This window comes from Nocardiopsis synnemataformans (assembly GCF_965343085.1).
In the GTDB taxonomy this organism is placed as follows: Bacteria; Actinomycetota; Actinomycetes; order Streptosporangiales; family Streptosporangiaceae; genus Nocardiopsis; species Nocardiopsis alborubida.
Map to the genome: position 1 here is coordinate 1 of NZ_CBDRFA010000124.1, position 15,974 is coordinate 15,974.

17 protein-coding genes and 1 pseudogene are annotated in these 15,974 nt (G+C 73.3%); 7 read left to right on the forward strand and 11 right to left on the reverse strand.

Annotated features, from left to right (window positions below; genetic code table 11):
* Positions 1-158, reverse strand: a pseudogene (locus tag ACSIH6_RS38020) (ErmE/ErmH/ErmO/ErmR family 23S rRNA (adenine(2058)-N(6))-methyltransferase); the annotation flags it as partial.
* 574 nt (positions 159-732) lie between these two features.
* Here ACSIH6_RS38020 and ACSIH6_RS38025 point away from each other — a divergent pair.
* Positions 733-1,431, forward strand: coding sequence for a class I SAM-dependent DNA methyltransferase (locus ACSIH6_RS38025; RefSeq protein ID WP_435113495.1), 699 nt, complete (start codon positions 733-735; stop codon positions 1,429-1,431).
* Positions 1,432-1,557: 126 nt separating this feature from the next.
* On the opposite strand, the gene ACSIH6_RS38030 is transcribed toward ACSIH6_RS38025, so the two are convergent.
* A complete protein-coding gene (locus ACSIH6_RS38030; RefSeq protein WP_435113497.1) occupies positions 1,558-2,319 on the reverse strand; it encodes a phosphotransferase in 762 nt (253 codons plus the stop codon).
* 44 nt (positions 2,320-2,363) lie between these two features.
* Positions 2,364-3,653, reverse strand: coding sequence for an MFS transporter (locus tag ACSIH6_RS38035; RefSeq protein ID WP_435113499.1), 1,290 nt, complete (start codon positions 3,651-3,653; stop codon positions 2,364-2,366).
* An 85-nt stretch (positions 3,654-3,738) separates the two neighbouring features.
* Between ACSIH6_RS38035 and ACSIH6_RS38040 the strand changes: the two genes are divergently transcribed.
* A complete protein-coding gene (locus ACSIH6_RS38040) occupies positions 3,739-4,290 on the forward strand; it encodes an ArsR/SmtB family transcription factor (RefSeq protein ID WP_435113501.1) in 552 nt (183 codons plus the stop codon).
* 88 nt (positions 4,291-4,378) lie between these two features.
* On the opposite strand, the gene ACSIH6_RS38045 is transcribed toward ACSIH6_RS38040, so the two are convergent.
* A complete protein-coding gene (locus ACSIH6_RS38045; RefSeq protein ID WP_435113503.1) occupies positions 4,379-4,951 on the reverse strand; it encodes a pyridoxamine 5'-phosphate oxidase family protein in 573 nt (190 codons plus the stop codon).
* Positions 4,952-5,221: 270 nt separating this feature from the next.
* Between ACSIH6_RS38045 and ACSIH6_RS38050 the strand changes: the two genes are divergently transcribed.
* Both ACSIH6_RS38050 and ACSIH6_RS38055 read left to right on the forward strand, forming a co-directional pair.
* Positions 5,222-6,208 (forward strand): hydroxymethylglutaryl-CoA lyase-like TIM-barrel protein, encoded by a 987-nt coding sequence (locus ACSIH6_RS38050; RefSeq protein WP_435113505.1) that lies wholly within the window; start codon positions 5,222-5,224, stop codon positions 6,206-6,208.
* A gap of 153 nt (positions 6,209-6,361) precedes the next feature.
* Positions 6,362-7,300, forward strand: a complete 939-nt coding sequence (locus tag ACSIH6_RS38055; RefSeq protein WP_435113507.1) for a 2-hydroxyacid dehydrogenase — start codon at positions 6,362-6,364, stop codon at positions 7,298-7,300.
* A 56-nt stretch (positions 7,301-7,356) separates the two neighbouring features.
* Here ACSIH6_RS38055 and ACSIH6_RS38060 read toward each other — a convergent pair whose 3' ends face one another.
* The 4 genes from ACSIH6_RS38060 to ACSIH6_RS38075 all read right to left on the reverse strand — a co-directional run bounded on the left by ACSIH6_RS38060 (position 7,357) and on the right by ACSIH6_RS38075 (position 10,746).
* Positions 7,357-8,700 carry an MFS transporter gene (locus ACSIH6_RS38060; RefSeq protein WP_435113510.1) on the reverse strand — a complete coding sequence of 448 codons (1,344 nt, stop codon included), beginning with the start codon at positions 8,698-8,700 and terminating at the stop codon, positions 7,357-7,359.
* 188 nt (positions 8,701-8,888) lie between these two features.
* Positions 8,889-9,275, reverse strand: coding sequence for a hypothetical protein (locus ACSIH6_RS38065; protein WP_435113512.1), 387 nt, complete (start codon positions 9,273-9,275; stop codon positions 8,889-8,891).
* A gap of 114 nt (positions 9,276-9,389) precedes the next feature.
* Positions 9,390-10,040: a nucleoside/nucleotide kinase family protein gene (locus ACSIH6_RS38070; protein WP_435113514.1), complete on the reverse strand. Its 651-nt coding sequence runs from the start codon at positions 10,038-10,040 to the stop codon at positions 9,390-9,392.
* Positions 10,041-10,209: 169 nt separating this feature from the next.
* Positions 10,210-10,746: an NUDIX hydrolase family protein gene (locus ACSIH6_RS38075; protein ID WP_435113517.1), complete on the reverse strand. Its 537-nt coding sequence runs from the start codon at positions 10,744-10,746 to the stop codon at positions 10,210-10,212.
* A 445-nt stretch (positions 10,747-11,191) separates the two neighbouring features.
* On the opposite strand from ACSIH6_RS38075, the gene ACSIH6_RS38080 reads away from it, so the two are divergent.
* On the forward strand, positions 11,192-11,551 hold the full coding sequence (locus ACSIH6_RS38080; protein WP_061080886.1) for an STAS domain-containing protein: 360 nt from the start codon (positions 11,192-11,194) through the stop codon (positions 11,549-11,551).
* 68 nt (positions 11,552-11,619) lie between these two features.
* Here the strand turns inward: ACSIH6_RS38080 and ACSIH6_RS38085 are convergent, their stop codons facing one another.
* Positions 11,620-13,443, reverse strand: a complete 1,824-nt coding sequence (locus tag ACSIH6_RS38085; RefSeq protein WP_435113520.1) for a PH domain-containing protein — start codon at positions 13,441-13,443, stop codon at positions 11,620-11,622.
* Positions 13,440-13,937: a PH domain-containing protein gene (locus ACSIH6_RS38090; RefSeq protein WP_435113523.1), complete on the reverse strand. Its 498-nt coding sequence runs from the start codon at positions 13,935-13,937 to the stop codon at positions 13,440-13,442. Before ACSIH6_RS38090 ends, ACSIH6_RS38085 begins: the two co-directional genes overlap by 4 nt.
* A gap of 108 nt (positions 13,938-14,045) precedes the next feature.
* Here ACSIH6_RS38090 and ACSIH6_RS38095 point away from each other — a divergent pair, with 108 nt between their 5' ends.
* Both ACSIH6_RS38095 and ACSIH6_RS38100 read left to right on the forward strand, forming a co-directional pair.
* Positions 14,046-14,954 carry an SPFH domain-containing protein gene (locus tag ACSIH6_RS38095; protein ID WP_435113525.1) on the forward strand — a complete coding sequence of 303 codons (909 nt, stop codon included), beginning with the start codon at positions 14,046-14,048 and terminating at the stop codon, positions 14,952-14,954.
* Positions 14,955-14,969: 15 nt separating this feature from the next.
* Positions 14,970-15,206: a type II toxin-antitoxin system antitoxin gene (locus ACSIH6_RS38100; protein WP_435113527.1), complete on the forward strand. Its 237-nt coding sequence runs from the start codon at positions 14,970-14,972 to the stop codon at positions 15,204-15,206.
* A gap of 60 nt (positions 15,207-15,266) precedes the next feature.
* On the opposite strand, the gene ACSIH6_RS38105 is transcribed toward ACSIH6_RS38100, so the two are convergent.
* Complete coding sequence (locus tag ACSIH6_RS38105; RefSeq protein WP_435113529.1) at positions 15,267-15,887, reverse strand: Uma2 family endonuclease; 621 nt, start codon at positions 15,885-15,887, stop codon at positions 15,267-15,269.
* Positions 15,888-15,974 lie beyond the last annotated feature (87 nt).

A 15,974-nucleotide genomic window follows, 5' to 3' on the forward strand; every position in this document is an offset into this window, starting at 1 on the left:
CCCCCCCCCGGTCCCACCTCCACCACCAGGTCGGCGGGGCCGACACCGGACACCGCCACCACGCGGCGGGCCGTGCCGGGGTCGGCCAGGAAGTTCTGGGAGAGGCGGCGCCGGTCGTCACCGGCACCCGTGCGACGGGAACGTTCGGTACGTGCCACGGAAGGTCCGTTCCAGCCACCCTGCGGTGGCCGACGAGGACGGGCGGCACGGACGGGCGCGCCACACGGCGCGCGACAGCGAAGAGGAGGTCCGGGCAGCCCGTCCGAGGGAAGAAGGGACGCGACTGTGCCTGGACCGGAGGGTCACACGGGAGAAGAGGTGTCGTCCACGGTCGCCGCCGGTTCCACCGCCGCGCGGGCACGCGCGGGCGCGCATGCGTCAACGGCGGCGGGGCGGCGCGCCCCTCCCCGTACCCTCCGGGCACGCGGTCGTGGACACGCGCGCGACGCGGACGGCGGGGCGGGGCGCCCAGCGGGCCGGACGGACCCCACGGCAGGGGTCCGCGGCGGCTGGGGCGGCGGACTACCGGCCCAGGCGCGGGGACCGGGGCCGGAAGACGTGGGTGTGGCAGCTCACCGGCCAGGCGTACGCCCGGTCGGTGACAGCGCAGAAGCAGCACATGGCGACCAACCTAGGAGCCCTCCCACGGCGGCGGCAACCGGTTTTTCGGGGTGGGGGCCACGCCCGAAAAGGGTTCGCCTTCACCAGATTGACCACGCCATACTCGCCCCCATGCCCGACTTCGCGGACTTCGACACCCGCCACTACCGCACCGTCGACGTGGCCACCGGCTACGACGGCTGGTCCAGCACCTACGAGGGCTCCGTCCTGGACGCCATGGACCTCGCCCTCCTGGACGGCCTCACCGTCCCCGACTGGTCGGCCGTCGCCCGCGCCGCCGACCTGGGCTGCGGCACCGGCCGCACCGGTTCGTGGCTGCGCGGCCGCGAGGTCGGGCGCGTGGACGGCGTCGACCTCAGCTCCGGCATGCTGGCGCTGGCCGAGAAGCGCGGCGCCCACGACAGCCTCACCCGGGGCGACGTGCGCGAGACCGGTCTGCCCGGAGCCGCCTACGACCTGGTGATCGCCTCCCTGATCGACGAACACCTGCCGGACCTGGCGCCCTTCTACGCCGAGGCCCGGCGGCTCGTGCGGCCCGGGGGGACCTGCGTGCTGGTCGCCTACCACCCGCAGTTCTCGATGGTCTCGGGGATGCCGACCCACTACACCGACGCCTCCGGCGAGGACATCGCCATCGCCACCCACGTCCACCTCATCAGCGACCACGTGCGCGCCGCATCGACGGCGGGGTGGCGGCTGGCCGAGATGTCGGAGGGCACCGTGGACGACACCTGGGTCGCGGCCAAGCCCAAGTGGGAGAGGTTCCGGGGCCACCCGATCTCGGTGGCCTTCGTGTGGACCGCGTCCTAGACCCCGCCTCCGGCGGGCCCGGACGCGGGGCGTCCGTGCGCCCGCCGGGTTCCGGAAGCGGTGGGGCACGCAGCGTCCACGGGGCGAGTGGCGGACGGGTGACGGGCGCGGGGAGCGGGGCCTGCGTCAGCGCAGCAGGGCCTCCCGCCACATCCCGCGGTTGCGCTCGACGTACTCCGACGCCGGTCCCCAGTGGTCGGCGTGCCCCTCCGCGTGCAGGCGCGCCCACGGCTGCTCGCCCGTCCGGGCCCCCTCCGCCAGCAGGTCGTACATGCCGCGCACGCGTTGCAGGACCGCGTCGGGCAGCTCGCGGCGCTGGACCTCGTCGCACCCGTACCCGTCGGCCAGGGCACGCAGCCGCCGCGCGTCGCGCCGGGGGTCCCCGCCCTCGTGCAGCGGCACGAACCCGTGCGCGGCGTATCCGAGGTCGCCCATGCGCGTGCCCGGTCCGGCGCCGTCCCAGTCCACGAAGGTCCAGGCGTCGCCGTCGCGCACCAGGTTCCACGGCGCCAAGTCGTTGTGGCAGAGGAGTTCCTCGCGCTCGTGCGGGATGGGCACCTCCCACACCGGTTCCTCGTGGGGCCGGTACCCGGCGGTCAGGTCGTGGAGGCGGCGGATCATCCCGCCCAGCCGACGCAGTTCCCCCGGCGTCATCGGCGCCATCCGGTCCGCCATCGTTCCCGGCACGTACCCGAGTACCTGGCGGCCCCGCTCGTCCCTGCCGACCGCGGGAGGGGACGCCTCGTAGCCGCACACGTGCAGGTATCTGAGCAGGAGCAGCACGGAAGGGGAGGAGCGCCGCCACGGTTTGCGCACGGTCCGGCCCACGCGCACCACCTGGTCGGCGACGTTGCCGCCCTCCAGCACCTCTTCTTCGGGTGGGGTCATGGTCCCCCATGCTCCACCGCGCGGCCGGGGGAGTCCACCGATTTTCACCGGTCCCCGTCGGCCCCCCGGCCCTCGTCGGCCCGGCGCTCCGCGGCGGCCAGGGCCGCGTCGTCCACCCGGGCCAGCCCGATGAGCAGACCCAGGCACAACAGCCCCATGGTCGCGAACACCCAGGTCAGACCGAGGAACTCCGCGACGAGGCCGCCCGCCGCGGCGCCCAGCGGCATGGTGCCCCAGGCCAGCAGCCGGTAGGCGCTGTTCACCCGGCCGAGCAGGGGGTCGGGGGTGATCCGCTGGCGCAGCGACACCGTGATGACGTTCCACACCGCGATCCCCACTCCGCCCACGAAGAAGCCCGCCGCGACCAGGACGGGGTCGGCGGTCACCGCGGGCAGGCCGACGAGCACGGCGAAGGTGAGCACGCTGATCCGCATCGACCAGGACCGACCCAACAGGACCTCGATCCGCCCGGCGCCCAGGGCGCCGACCACGCTGCCCGCCGCGACGGCGGTCATGAGCAGGCCGTAGGCGGGCTCGGACAGGCCCATGGCAGAGCCCGGGCCCACCGCGAAGAGCACGAGGACGGTGAAGGCCGCACTCGTGCCGAAGTTGCTGACGCCCACCATCGCCGCGAACGAGCGCAGGATCCGGTCGCGCCACAGGAAGCGCAGTCCCTCGGCGATGTCGGCGCGCAGGGTGGCGGGCGCGGCCCGCTCGGTCCGGAACCCGCCGCGCACCAGCAGCAGCGCGCCCACCGCGACCAGCCACAGCGCCGCCGGGGCGGTGAACGCCGCAGCCGTGCCCACCGCCACCAGCAGGCCGCCCAGGGGAGGTCCGAGGAACTGGTTGGCGGTCAGCTCGGCGGCGTGCAGCCGCCCGTTGGCCCGGGGGAGCCGGTCGCGGCCGACCAGCTGCGGCAGGATCGACTGGGCCGAGGTGTCGTAGAGGGTCTCGGTGACCCCGACGCACAGCGCCACCGCGTAGAGCAGCCAGACCGACCCCAGGTCCAGGGCCAGGGACAGCGCCAGGACACCGAGCAGCAGCGCCCGGGCGAGGTTGGCGCCGAGCATCGTCCGGCGCCGGTCGAGCCGGTCGGCCAGGGCGCCCGCCGGGAGCGCGAAGAACAGCCACGGAAGGGTCAGCGCGAACGTCACCCCGGCGATGAGGGCGGGGGAGTCGGTGAAGCGCAGCGCCACCAGCGGCAGCGCCGTCTTCAGGACGCCGTCGGCGAGGTTGGACAGCGCCGAGGAGGTCCACAGGTTCCAGAAGGCGGCGCCCAGCGCGGGACGCGGTGTCGGCGGGGGAGCGGCGTGCAGGGGGGTGTCGTCCGTCATGTGATCGAGAATGACAGATCGATTGGTAAAGCTCAATCGATTCCCCGAAGTTCAACCGAAGCTCGGCCGTTGTTACTCTCAGGTCATGGCAGAACCGGAACAGAGCGGGGCCGCGCCCCGCCCGCGCGCGCGACGACCGGCCACGGTCCAGGAGGCCAAGGCCCTGGCCCACCCGCTGCGGGTGCGCATCCTGCGGCTCTGCCTGACCCGGGAGCTCACCAACAAGGAGCTGGCCGACCGCCTCAAGGTGAACCCGGGCACGGTCCTCTACCACGTCCGCCAGCTCGTGGACGCGGGCCTGCTGCTGCCCGCGTCCGTGCGCACCGGAAGCAGCGGCGCGCTGGAGAAGCCCTACCGCGCCACCGGGGAGACCTGGTGGCTGGACGGGCCCCTTCTGGACTCCGACACCGGTTCCGCCGTCGCGCCGGTGGAGGCCTTCCAACAGGAGCTGAGCGAGGCCGGACCGGAGTCGGTGCGCACCTACTCGCGCTTCGTGCTGCACCTGTCCGACGAGGAGGTGGCGGAGCTGGACCGCCGCGTCCTCGCCGTCCTGGACGAGTACGTGGCCACCGACGGCCAGCGCTCGGACCGGCCCGTCTACGCCGGGGCGTTTCTGCTGCACCGTCCCGCCGACTGACCGGTGCCCGTCAGGCCACCGAGGCCGCTCCCGGGTCCGCCCGGTTCCGGGCCACCGCGCCCCGGACTCCTCCGGCCGGGCCGCTGTGTCAGCGCCGGTGGATCCGCCGCCCGCTCAGCCTTCCGGGCGTGATCCTGAGGACCTGGTCGCGCTCCCCCTCGGCCCAGGGGCGGGGCAGGCGGCCCTGCGGCAGGCGCGCCAGCTCGGCGGCGTCGCGGATCCACGCGCACCGCCCGCTGGCCAGTACGCTCCACCCCTCGCGGCGCTCCTCGTCGAGGCTGTCCACCTGGAAGGCGGCGTACCCGCGCGCGTGGCGCATGATGGCCCCGGCCAGCGTGGAGCGGAACACGACGCCCCCGTCGACCATCGTGTAGTTCACCGGCAGGACCGTGGGCGCCGCGTCCCCCTCGATCGTGAAGGCCACGCGCCCGATGTCGCGCGTGTCCAGCAGGTTGAAGCAGGTCTGGCGCTCCAGGACGGTGAAGCTGGCCCCGTCGTCGCCCTCGATGATGTCGGCGCCCTCCAGCAGCTCCTGCTCGTCGGCGAGGCGGTCGGTCCCCGCGTACTCGTCGGACGCCCCCCGCTGTTCCGGCGGTGCGACCGGCCCCGTGACCGACACCGGCGGCGGCTTCATCCGGTCGGTGTCCTCTGATCCAGCCATGGCAAGCTCCCCCGAGAAGAGTGCCCCCGTGTCCTTCCTCCGCCGTTCTCGCAGGTGGCGGGCCCGGGGACGCGGCCCACGCGTCGTCGGCGAAGGTCCCCGCTCCCCGACTACCCCCGGGGGCGACCGGCGCAAACGGCCGGGAGAGCCCTCTCAGGCCGGAGGGGAACGGGCCCGGGTCCGTTTCCGGGCGAGGCGGAATGTTTGATTCCTTTGGGTAACGGTCAACTTACTTAGGGTGAATGCCCGGCGCCTGTCAGGAGGCCCAGCTTGCCCGCTCGACACACCGCCGCCCAACCCCGGCGACCCCGGATCCTGGACGTCACCCTGCGCGACGGCGGCTACCTGAACGCCTGGCGCTTCACCGACGCCACCGTGCGTGAGCACACCAAGGTCCTTGGCGAGGTAGGCGTGCCCTACGTGGAGGTCGGCTACATCAGCGACGATCCCGGGCGCGAACCCACGCTCCAGTGCACGCCCGACCTGCTGCGCCAGGTCGGCGAGGACGCCGGACGGGCCCGCGTCGTCGCCATGCTCGGTGTGAACGGCAGGAGCCCGGAGGAGGTCGACGCCCTGCTGCGGCCCCGCGCCGAGGTCCTCGACGTGGTCCGCCTGACCTGCCCCGTGGAGCGGCTGGACCACGTGCTCGCCGCGGCGGAGGCCGCGCGCGCCACCGGCGTCACCTGCTCGCTCAACCTCATCAGCGTCACCGCCTACGAACCCGGGGAACTGGCCGCCGCGGCCGAGCGCGTCGCCCGGGCGGGCGTCGCCGACTGGCTCTACCTGGCCGACTCGCGGGGCGCGCTGCTGCCCGAGCACGCCGCCGAGCTCTTCGCCGGGGTGCGGGCCGCCTGGCCCGGCCTGGCGGGCTTCCACGGCCACGACAACCTCGGCCACGCGGTCGCCAACTCCCGGATCGCGCTGGAGGCGGGTTTCGACCTCGTGGACGGCTCCCTCAACGGGTACGGCCTGGGCGGCGGCAACACCGACCTGGCCGAGGCCCTGGCCCTGGCCGGGGAGGTCGACCGTCCCCGGCTGGCCTCCCTGGCCGAGCGCGTGGCGGCGGAGATGCCCCCGCCGCCGCCCTTCCAGCACCTGTATCCCCTGACCGGCTGGCGCAACCTGGAGCAGGAGTGGGCCCCCGACGTCTGGGAGGCCCACGGCGAGAACGCCGGGGAGTTCCTGCGCGGCCTGGCCTGGAAGCGCTACAAGGGAGTCGAGGAGGTCTTGGGCGACGCGTCGGCTCCTCGGCCCTGAACGCCCGGTCGGCGTGCCCGCGGACCCGCTCGGCGAGGCCCGTGCCGGGCGCGTCGGAGACACCGACCAGGCCCCGACCGCGGTCGGCGGCGGCGCCGCTCAAGTCCGCGCCGCGGCCGCGCACAACACCCCACCACCCCCGGGAGGAACGGTTTGACCCAGCCCGTCCGCTGCCTCGTGCTCAACGACCGGCACCCCCTTCCCACCGACACCCTGGACCACCTGTCCGACGCGCTGGAGGCGCACTGGGTCCAGACCGCCGACGGTGACCTGGATCCGGCCGAGGAGTTCCGGCGCCACCCGGACACCCGGGTCCTGGTCACCACCTACACGGACCTGGGCGCGGAGAACCTGCGCCTGCTGCCCGAGCTGCGACTGGTCGTGGCCACCACCACGGCCGTGGAGTACGTGGACCTGGAGCACTGCCGCGAGCGCGGCGTGGCCGTGTGCAACACCGCCGGGTACACCGGCGCCGCCGTGGCCGAGCACGCCGTCGCGCTGATGATGGCCGTGGCCAAGAGCGTCGTGCCGGTCCACGCACGCGTCCGCTCGGGCGACCTGCTGTGCGCGGGGGAGCAGGCCATGGAGCTCTCGGGCGGGACCGCGGGGATCGTCGGCATGGGCGGCATCGGCGCGGGGGTGGCGCGCATGGTGCGCGGCCTGGGCATGGAGGTCGTCCACACCAACCGCAGTCCGCGCCGGGCCGAGGGCTCCGTCCAGGTGGAGCTGGACGAACTCCTGTCGGCGTCCGACGCGGTCTTCCTCACCCTGCCGCTCGACACCGCGACCCACGGCTTCCTGGGCGCGGCGGAACTCGCCCTGATGAAGCCCTCGGCGGTCCTGGTGAGCATCTCGCCCAACGAGGTCGTCGACTCAGGGGCGCTGACGGAGGCGCTGCGCGCGGGGCGCCCGCGCGGCGCGGGACTGGACCTGGTCGGCGAGCGCAACCCCTACCCGCCGCTGGACAACCTGGTGCTCAGCTCCCGGTTCGCCGCCAACACCCGCGAGTGCCAGGAGCGGCGCCGGCAGGTGTGGGCGGCCACGGTGGCGGCCTTCGTCGAGGGCCGCGAGCTGCCGCACCGGATCGTGTGAGGAGGGGCGGGCCGGGCGGCCTGTGCTCGCCCGGCCCGCCCCCGACGGACCGCGTCCTACCGGCCGGTCACCCGCACCGGGGTCGCGTCCAGGGAGTCGTCGCGCGTCTCACGGCTGATCAGCAGCGCCACCAGGGTGATCGCGCCGACCAGGACCAGGTAGCCGCCGACCCAGTTCAGTCCCAGGGTGCCCGCCAGCCAGGTCGCGATGTAGGGGGCGAACGAGGCGCCCAGCAGTCCCGCGAGGTTGTAGGCCACCGAGGCGCCGGTGTAGCGCACCTTGGTCGGGAACAGTTCCGGCAGCACGGCGGCCATCGGGCCGAAGGTCAGGCCCATCAGGCTCAGCCCCACGATGAGGAAGGCCAGCACGCCGACCGTGCCGCCGCCGCCCATCAGCGGGCCCATGGCGAAGCCGAAGACGATGATCGCGACGGTGACCCAGACCAGGACCGGCTTGCGGCCGAACCGGTCGGCGAGCAGGCCCGAGACGGGGGTGAACACCCCGAAGAACACCACGCCCACCATCAGGAACACCAGGAACTGCGACCGGTCGTAGCCCAGGCCCGCCACCGGGTCGGTGCCAAATCCCAGCGAGAACACGGTCATCAGGTAGAACAGCACGTAGGTGGCGAGCATGATCAGCGTGCCCAGCACCACGGCGGGCCAGTTGGTGCGGAACACCTCCACCATCGGCGCCTTGACCCGCTCGCCCGAGGCGACGATCTTCGCGAAGGCCGGGGTCTCGTGCAGCGTCAGGCGGACCCACAGGCCGATCACGATCAGCAGGGTCGAGAGCAGGAACGGCACGCGCCAGCCCCACGCCAGGAAGGTCGCGTCGCTCATGAACTGGCTCAGGATCAGGAACACGCCGTTGGCGAGGAAGAACCCGATCGGCGCGCCCAGCTGCGGGAACGAGCCGTAGAAGCCGCGCCTTCCGGGAGGGGCGTTCTCGGTGGCCAGCAGGGCAGCCCCGCCCCACTCCCCGCCCAGTCCCAGGCCCTGGCCGAAGCGGCACACCGCCAGCAGCAGCGGGGCCAGGACGCCCACCTGCGCGTAGGTGGGCAGCAGGCCGATGCCGACGGTGGCGATGCCCATGGTCAGCAGCGACGCCACCAGGGTGGCCTTACGCCCGATGCGGTCGCCGAAGTGGCCGAACACCCAGGAGCCGATGGGGCGGGCGACGAAGGCGATGGCGAAGGTGGCCAGCGACTGGAGCCGCGCCGCCAGCATGTCGCCCTCGGGGAAGAACAGCGCGGGGAAGACCAGGACCGCGGCCGTCGCGTAGATGTAGAAGTCGTAGAACTCGATGGACGTCCCCACGAGGCTGGCCGTGAGGACCTTCCTCTTGGGATTGGCCGGTGGTTCGGCCTCTTCTGGTGCGCGTGGGGCGACGTCCGTCATGGGACTTCTTTCCAGGTCAGTGGGTGCGGATGGCTGGATGCTAGCTTCGCTCGCCACTGCATGAAACATTTGTCTCACTATGTGGACGCATGTTCCCTCTGTGTCCGTCTGGGGTTTTCCGGGGGACCGGGTTCCCGGACCCCGCGTGCTCGCGGACCGCCGGAGGCCGGACCCCCGCGCCCACGGGCTCAGCCGTAGGCGGGGTCACCGGGGGCGGAGACGTCCACCTCCGCCTCGCCGCTGAAGTCCACGAAGGTCAGGGTGTGCTCGAAGTCGCCGCTGGTGTGCTCCAGCAGCGCCGGATACCCGTCCTCGCCGATCCACAGGGTGAAGGGGGCCGCCTGGTACTCGGCCAGCTCCAGGGTGGTCGAACCCGACACGAACTCGGCCTCGGTCGAGGTGAAGGTGCCGCCGTAGCGCTGGGCGACCACGGTGCCGGTGGCCTCCTCGGTCGCGGCTCCGCCGTCGGGGCCGGAGGGAGGGTGCTGGCACCCAGCGGCGACCAGGGCGAGCGCGGTGACCGCCGCGGCGACGGGGGTGTGTCCGTACCGCTGCGGGAGCGCGGAGTCGCTCACAGCCACCGGTACACCCCCGTGGACGCCGATCCGCCAGAAAATGTTCTCCGTGCCCTGGGGGCGGGGGTTCGCGGTGCGGGCCGCGGGTGCGCGGAACGGCGCCCGGGGCGGACCTCAGTCCTCGGCGAGAGGCCCGGGTCGCACCACCCGCGTGCAGTTGTCCCGGAAGCGTTTGACCAGCTCCCCGTTGGGGCGGTCGCTGCGCGCCACCCACTCCCGTGCGGCCTCCTCGGTCGCCCCGCCCGCGACCTGGCGCCGGTGCAGCCTGCGCTCGCGCAGGTCGTCGTCGGCCTCCACGTACCACAGCTGCGCGAACAGCCCGCGCAGCCCGGCCCAGGGCTCCTCGTCGCCCGCCAGGTAGTTGCCCTCGGTCACCACCAGCCGGGTGTGCGGCTCGATCACGTGCCGCGCGGCGACGGGCTCGTGCAGCACGCGGTCGTAGTCGGGCACGTAGACGGGGTGGTCGGTCTCGGCGAGCAGCCGGCGGACCAGGGCCGCGTACCCGTGCGCGTCGAAGGTGTCCGGCGCGCCCTTGCGGTCGCGCCGCCCCAGCCGGTCGAGCTGGGCGTTGGACAGGTGGAAGCCGTCCATGGGCAGGTACCCGGCCGTGCCCGGGCCCAGTGCGCCGTTGACCCCGGCCACCAGGTGGCGGGCGAGCGTGGACTTCCCGGCGGCGGGGGCGCCGACCAGGCCGAGCACGGAGCGGCGGGGCCCGCCGGTGTCGGCGGCTAGGGCGAGGGCGTCGGCGACGAGCGGTTCGGACATGAGACGAGCCTACGCACCCCGGGGCGCCTCGTGCGCTGGGCGGCGCCCGGGTCCGCCTCGTCGGCCGGGTCGGCAGCCGTTCGTCCGGTCCACGCGCCCGAGTCCGTGCGGGGCGGCCCTCCGTCGGGCCCGCCGGGGAGGTGGCCCCCGGCGGGCGCGGAGGTCCCGGCTAGGGGACGTGGCCCACGTGGGCCAGCGCCTGGCGCACCAGCACGTCCTGGCCGCCCGTCATCTCCTCGCGCAGGTGCGCCCCGACCGCCTCCTCCGGGGTGAACCACACCAGGTCCAGGGCGTCCTGGCGGGGCTGGCAGTCACCCGAGACCGGGACGATGTAGGCCATCGCCACCGCGTGCTGGCGGGCGTCGTGGAACGGGGTGGTCCCCGGCGTGGGGAAGTACTCGGCCACCGTGAACGGCTGCGGCGAGACGGGGACGCGCGGCAGTGCCACCGGGCCCAGGTCCTTCTCCAGGTGGCGCAGGAGGGCGTCGCGGATCCGCTCGTGGTAGAGCACGCGGCCCGAGACCACCGAGCGGTGGAAGCTGCCGTCGGGCGTGGCCCGCATGAGCAGGCCGACATGGGTCACCTGGCCCACCTCGTCCACCCGTACGGGGACCGCCTGGACGTAGAGGACGGGCATGCGGCCGCGGATGCTCTCCAGCTCCTCGGGGGAGAACCAGCCGGGCTGGGTGTCGGCGGTTTCGGTCATCGGGTGCGCGGCGGAGCGTTCCGGCCGTCGGCCGGGGCCCGCCGCTCCCTCCCTTCTCGTGGGCTGTCCCTGGGGTCGGCCCCGGGCCCGGCCCGTGGGCGCGGGCACGCGGGGATGCCACCTGTACCGCTTCTACCGCACTCGGGCGCGGAAGGCCACGCGCGGGGGCGTGCCCGGAGTGTCCGAGAGGAGAAGTGAGGGGTCGAAGCCGCGGCTGCGCGCAGTGCGTCCCGTCGCCCGCCGGACGGGGTGACACGGGACTGTCCCTACAGCCACATCGGCGAGATTTCGCGGGTTTTTCTCACGGAAAGCCCCCCACGGCCTCTCTGGAGAGGTTACGATCTCGTACGCGGTTGCGTAGTGGAAAGGTTACGTCCGGTGAGAGGTGGCCCGAGTGGCGAGGAATGCCCGGTTCTCTGCCCAGGAGCGTTTCCCCTGTACGGGTGTGACGGTGGTGCCCGTCCACGGCGAGGTTGACCTCGCCACCGCCGACCGCATGCGCGATCGGCTGCTCCAGGCCGCGCACGCCTCGCGGTGCGACTGCCTGGTGGTGGACATGTCCGGGCTCGACTTCTTCGACGCGAGCGGCGTCAGCGCCCTCGTGGCGGTCTACAAGAGCCTCACCCGCGAGGGGCGGCACGTGGTCCTGGCCGAGCCCGCGCCCATCGCCGCGCGCGTGCTGGAGGCGCTGGGCATGGGGCGCGTGTTCGAGATCTACCCCCTCCTGGAGATGGCGCTCACGCACACCAGCGGCCTGCGGGTCGACGGCGACCCGATCCGCAACACGGTGCCCGAACTCCCGTGACCGGGTCCCGGTTCCCGCCCCGCGCAGGGGAGGCGAACCGGGACCGCGGCTCGCGGACCCGCCCGGGATCAGGGGCGGGGCGGCCCGCCGTCGGTGCCCCGCCCGCCGTCGTCCTCCTGTCCGCCGCGCACCAGGAAGGGCGCCAGCAGCTCGGGGACGGCCTCGTCCGCCCAGGCCAGGCCCTGGCCCAGCCCCACGTCCCGGGCCGCGTACATCCCCTGGCCCGCCGCGGTCGTGGCGGCCACGTCGGCCAGGCCCAGCCTGCGCTGGAACGGCGAGCGGTTGATCCGCCAGCCGATCACCGCCGACCGCTCCAGGGTCACCGTGTCGCGCACCGCCATCCCCTTGCGCACCACCAGGTAGCGCGGGTGCAGCCCGTGGCCCAGGCCCCGGTAGGAGCCCACCGCGTACCAGAACGCCGCCGCCGCGATCGCCACCGCCAGCACCGCCCACGCCCAGCTCGGCGTGACCTCCACCGTGCTCGTGGCCAGCGGCACGGGGATGATCTCCCGCTCCACCTCGTGCACCATGTCCCACCAGGCCTCGGCGATCAGCGTGTGCAGCCAGGCCAGCGCCCCGGAGAGCACCGCGCCCAGCACGGTGACCACCGCGGCCCGCGTGAAGCGGCGGCGCAGCGCGGTCCGGGGGTGCTCGGCCAGCGTGACGTCCAGGGGCGAGTCCGGCGTGCGCATCAGGTCGGCGGCCAGCCTCCGGGCCCGCTCCCGGGGCATGGACGGGGACAGGCGGCTCTTGGCGCTGGTCTTCTGGTCGTCCGCCGCGGCCAGCCCGGTGGCCACCGCGCGCACGTCCGCCCCGCCCGACAGCCGCAGCACGTACGGCTCGTGCAGCGTGACCCCGTTGAGGCGTCGCCCCTCCACCGACAGCGACACGCTGGTCAGCAGGCCCCGGCGCAGCCGTACGGTTCCGTCGGCCTCGCGGGTGAGGCGGTAGTTCCACCAGGTCTCCACGGCCACGGCGGTCAGGACCACCACACCGGACACCAGCAGTCCCAGCAGTGTCAGGGGAACCACGACCAGGATCTGACCCATCACGAACGAGGACATCTCCTCCACGCTGGGCAGGTTGGCCTGCTCGGAGACCCAGTCCCACCCCACACCGCCGGTCTGGGCGTTCAGGCCCAGCAGACCGGCGATGGCGCCCAGGCCCACGCCCAGGGTGGCGGTGGTCGCGGGGGCGTAGGCGAACCAGCGGCGGTCGAGGCGGGCCAGTTCGGTCTCGCCGTCCTCGCCCGCGCCGTCCTCGGCGGCCTCCCCGGTGCCGGTCGCGGCGCCCTCGGCGGGCGCTCCCCGGCGCAGCAGGTCGCGGCGCAGCCACTCGCCCTGCTGCGCGGTGACGTAGAGCAGCTGGAGCTGGTCGGCCCCGGCTCCGACCTTCTCGCCGGTGCCGACCGTGACCGAGCACAGTCCGAAGATCCGCACGTAGATCGGCGCAGCCACGTCGACGCTGCGCACGCGCTCGCGCGGGATGGACCGGTAGGACTTGGCGATGATGCCCGAGCGCATCTCCATGCGCTCGCCGGTGACCCGGTAGCGGGTCGCGCGCAGGCGCAGCAGGTCGAGGTAGGTCATGAGCGCGATGAACGCCAGCGCGGCGGGGATCGGGAGCAGGGCCCACAGGGGTTGCCCGGCCACCACGAGCACGACGGTGCCCACGATCGCGCTCGGGACGAGGAACAGCCCGACGACGACGGCGCTCGCCCACACGCTGAGCGGGTGCAACCGCTGCCAGTCGGTGGCGGGGGAGGGGTCCCCCGCCGGGACGGTCTCACCGGCGGGGGCGGTGGGCGCGGTCTCCTCGAAGGGAACGGGCGGGTCGCTCTGTCCGGACGTCGCGGGGAACTCCTCGGGGTCGGGGCGGTGTCCGTCGCTCATGTCGCGTCTCCCGGGGTCGCCTGGGTGGTGTCGGTGAGCTGGTCGGCCACCCGCGTGGCCAGCTCGTGGTCCAGTCCGGCGATCTCGATCGGGCCCGCCGCCGACGCGGTGGTCACGGTGACGCTGGAGAGCCCGAACACCCGCTGGAGGGGGCCGCGCGCGGTGTCCACGGTCTGGATGCGCGACATCGGGGCCACGCGCCACTCCTGCCAAAGCCAGCCGCTGGAGGTGTAGACGGCCGTGTCGGTGACCTCCCAGCGGTGGACGCGGTAGCGCCACCGCGGCATGACCACGGTGACCAGCAGTCCGATCCCGCCGATCACGGCGGCGGCGGCCAGGAACCAGGCGCGCGGCGGTTCCCAGATGATCGCGGGCACCACGGGGATGACGGTGAGGACGACCGTCACGGTCAGGGACCGGGTCGTCCACCACCGGACGGCGCGCGCGTCCACGCGGTGGCGGGGCGGGCGCAGGCGGGGGGTGTCGGCGCTCATCGCGTCCACGTCTCCTTCGGTTCGGGGCCCTCGCGGGCCGGGTGTCTTTTAAAAGTGATATCACAATGCTATGCTCGCGTCATCACCCAGAAGAGAACGGAACCTCAGATGACCGCTCCCGGCCAGGCCCCCACCCCGGCGCCCCAGTACAGAGAACACCCCGCCGCCAGCGTCAACGGCATGGCGATGGCGCTGGTCAGCGTCCTGCTCTTCCTCGTCGGCGTCGGCGTCGCCCTCTCGCCCATCGCCGGACTGCCCGTGCCCCTGGTGGCCGTCGGCGTGGTCCTCGCCGTGGTCGGCTTCCTGCTCTTCATCGGACTGGAGATGGTCGCGCCCAACGAGGCCAAGGTCGTCCAGCTCTTCGGCCGCTACGTCGGCAGCGTCCGCACCGACGGCCTGCGCTGGGTCAACCCCTTCACCGTCCGCAAGGGCGTCTCCACCCGCATCCGCAACCACGAGACCTCCGTGATGAAGGTCAACGACGCCTCCGGCAGCCCCATCGAGATCGCCGCCGTCATCGTCTGGCAGGTGGAGGACACCGCCCGCGCCTCCTTCGAGGTGGACGACTTCGTCGAGTTCGTCTCCATCCAGACCGAGGCCGCCGTGCGCCACATCGCGGGCAACTACCCCTACGACTCCTACGACACCGACACCAGCCGCTCCCTGCGCGGCAGCGCCGACCTCATCACTGAGGAGCTGTCCAGGGAGGTCGGCGAGCGGGTCGAGGCGGCGGGCGTGCGGATCGTGGAGTCGCGCTTCACCCACCTGGCCTACGCCTCCGAGGTCGCCCAGGCCATGCTCCAACGCCAGCAGGCCAGCGCGCTGATCGCCGCCCGCCAGGAGATCGTCGAGGGGGCCGTGGGCATGGTCGACCGCGCGCTGGTCCGCCTGTCCGAGGAGGGCGTGGTGGAACTGGACGAGGAGCGCAAGGCCGCCATGGTCAGCAACCTGCTCGTGGTGCTGTGCTCCGACCGTCCCGCCAGCCCCGTCGTCAACGCCGGAACCCTGTACCAGTGACCGCGTGAGGTGGCAGTGCCCGAGCGCAAGAAGGTGCTGCTGCGGCTCGACCCGGCCGTCCACGACGCGCTCGCGCGGTGGGCCGGGCAGGAGCTGCGCAGCACCAACGCCCAGATCGAGTTCCTGCTGCGCCGCGCGCTGGACGACGCGGGGCGGATGCCCAAGGAGGCGGGGGCCATCCCCCGCCGCGGCCGACCCCGCAGAGCCGAGCCGGAGCGGCAGGAGCCGGAGGACGACGGTCCGGGGGAGTGACGGCGACAGAGACGGAGCCGGGCGTCCGAGGGGGTGCCCGGCTCCTTCCGTCGTGTGGGTCTACTCGGCGGCCCTCGCCTCCGGGCCGCTGATGTGCCTGCGCCAGTCACCGTCGAGGGAGACCAACCAGTGCGGCACGACGCGGATGGGGAAGGGCAGGTCCGTGTCCAGGACCTCCTCTCCGAAGGTGGAGGCGACCTCCACGTACTCGTCCTTCCTCAACCGCAGCTCGATGATGCTCGGCTCCTCGGGGTCCGGCGTGATGACCCAGTACGAGGGAATGCCGAACTCGGCGTATTCATGGCGCTTGATGTGGTGATCCCGGAAGACGCTCTCGGGAGAGACGACCTCGACCGCCAACAGCGGTGGCTCGGTCGTGTACGGCATCTGGAAGTCCTTGTTCCGGATCACCGCCACGTCGGGAATCCGGTGGTGGGTTCGCTCCGGGTTGAGGTTGATCCCCGGCCCGTCCATCACCAGCATTCCCACGGGCGCGGTGTTGCTCAGATGGGTGGTCAGACGCCCGGAGACGAGCGTGTGGAAACTGGCCGGTGCAGGCGACACGTCAAGCCGTCCGTCGACCAGCTCGTAGCGCCGTCCGTCGTCCGGCGTGTGTTGCAGATCCTCCACGGTGAGCGGGCCCGGTCCGAGTTCCGTCTTGCCGGTAGTCATGACACTCATAATGCCTCCTCGTGTGCATGAGGACCAGCTTGGCGAGCCAGGAGGTGCCAAGGGGCGGGAACGCCAAAATCCGTGAATAAGCAGCCT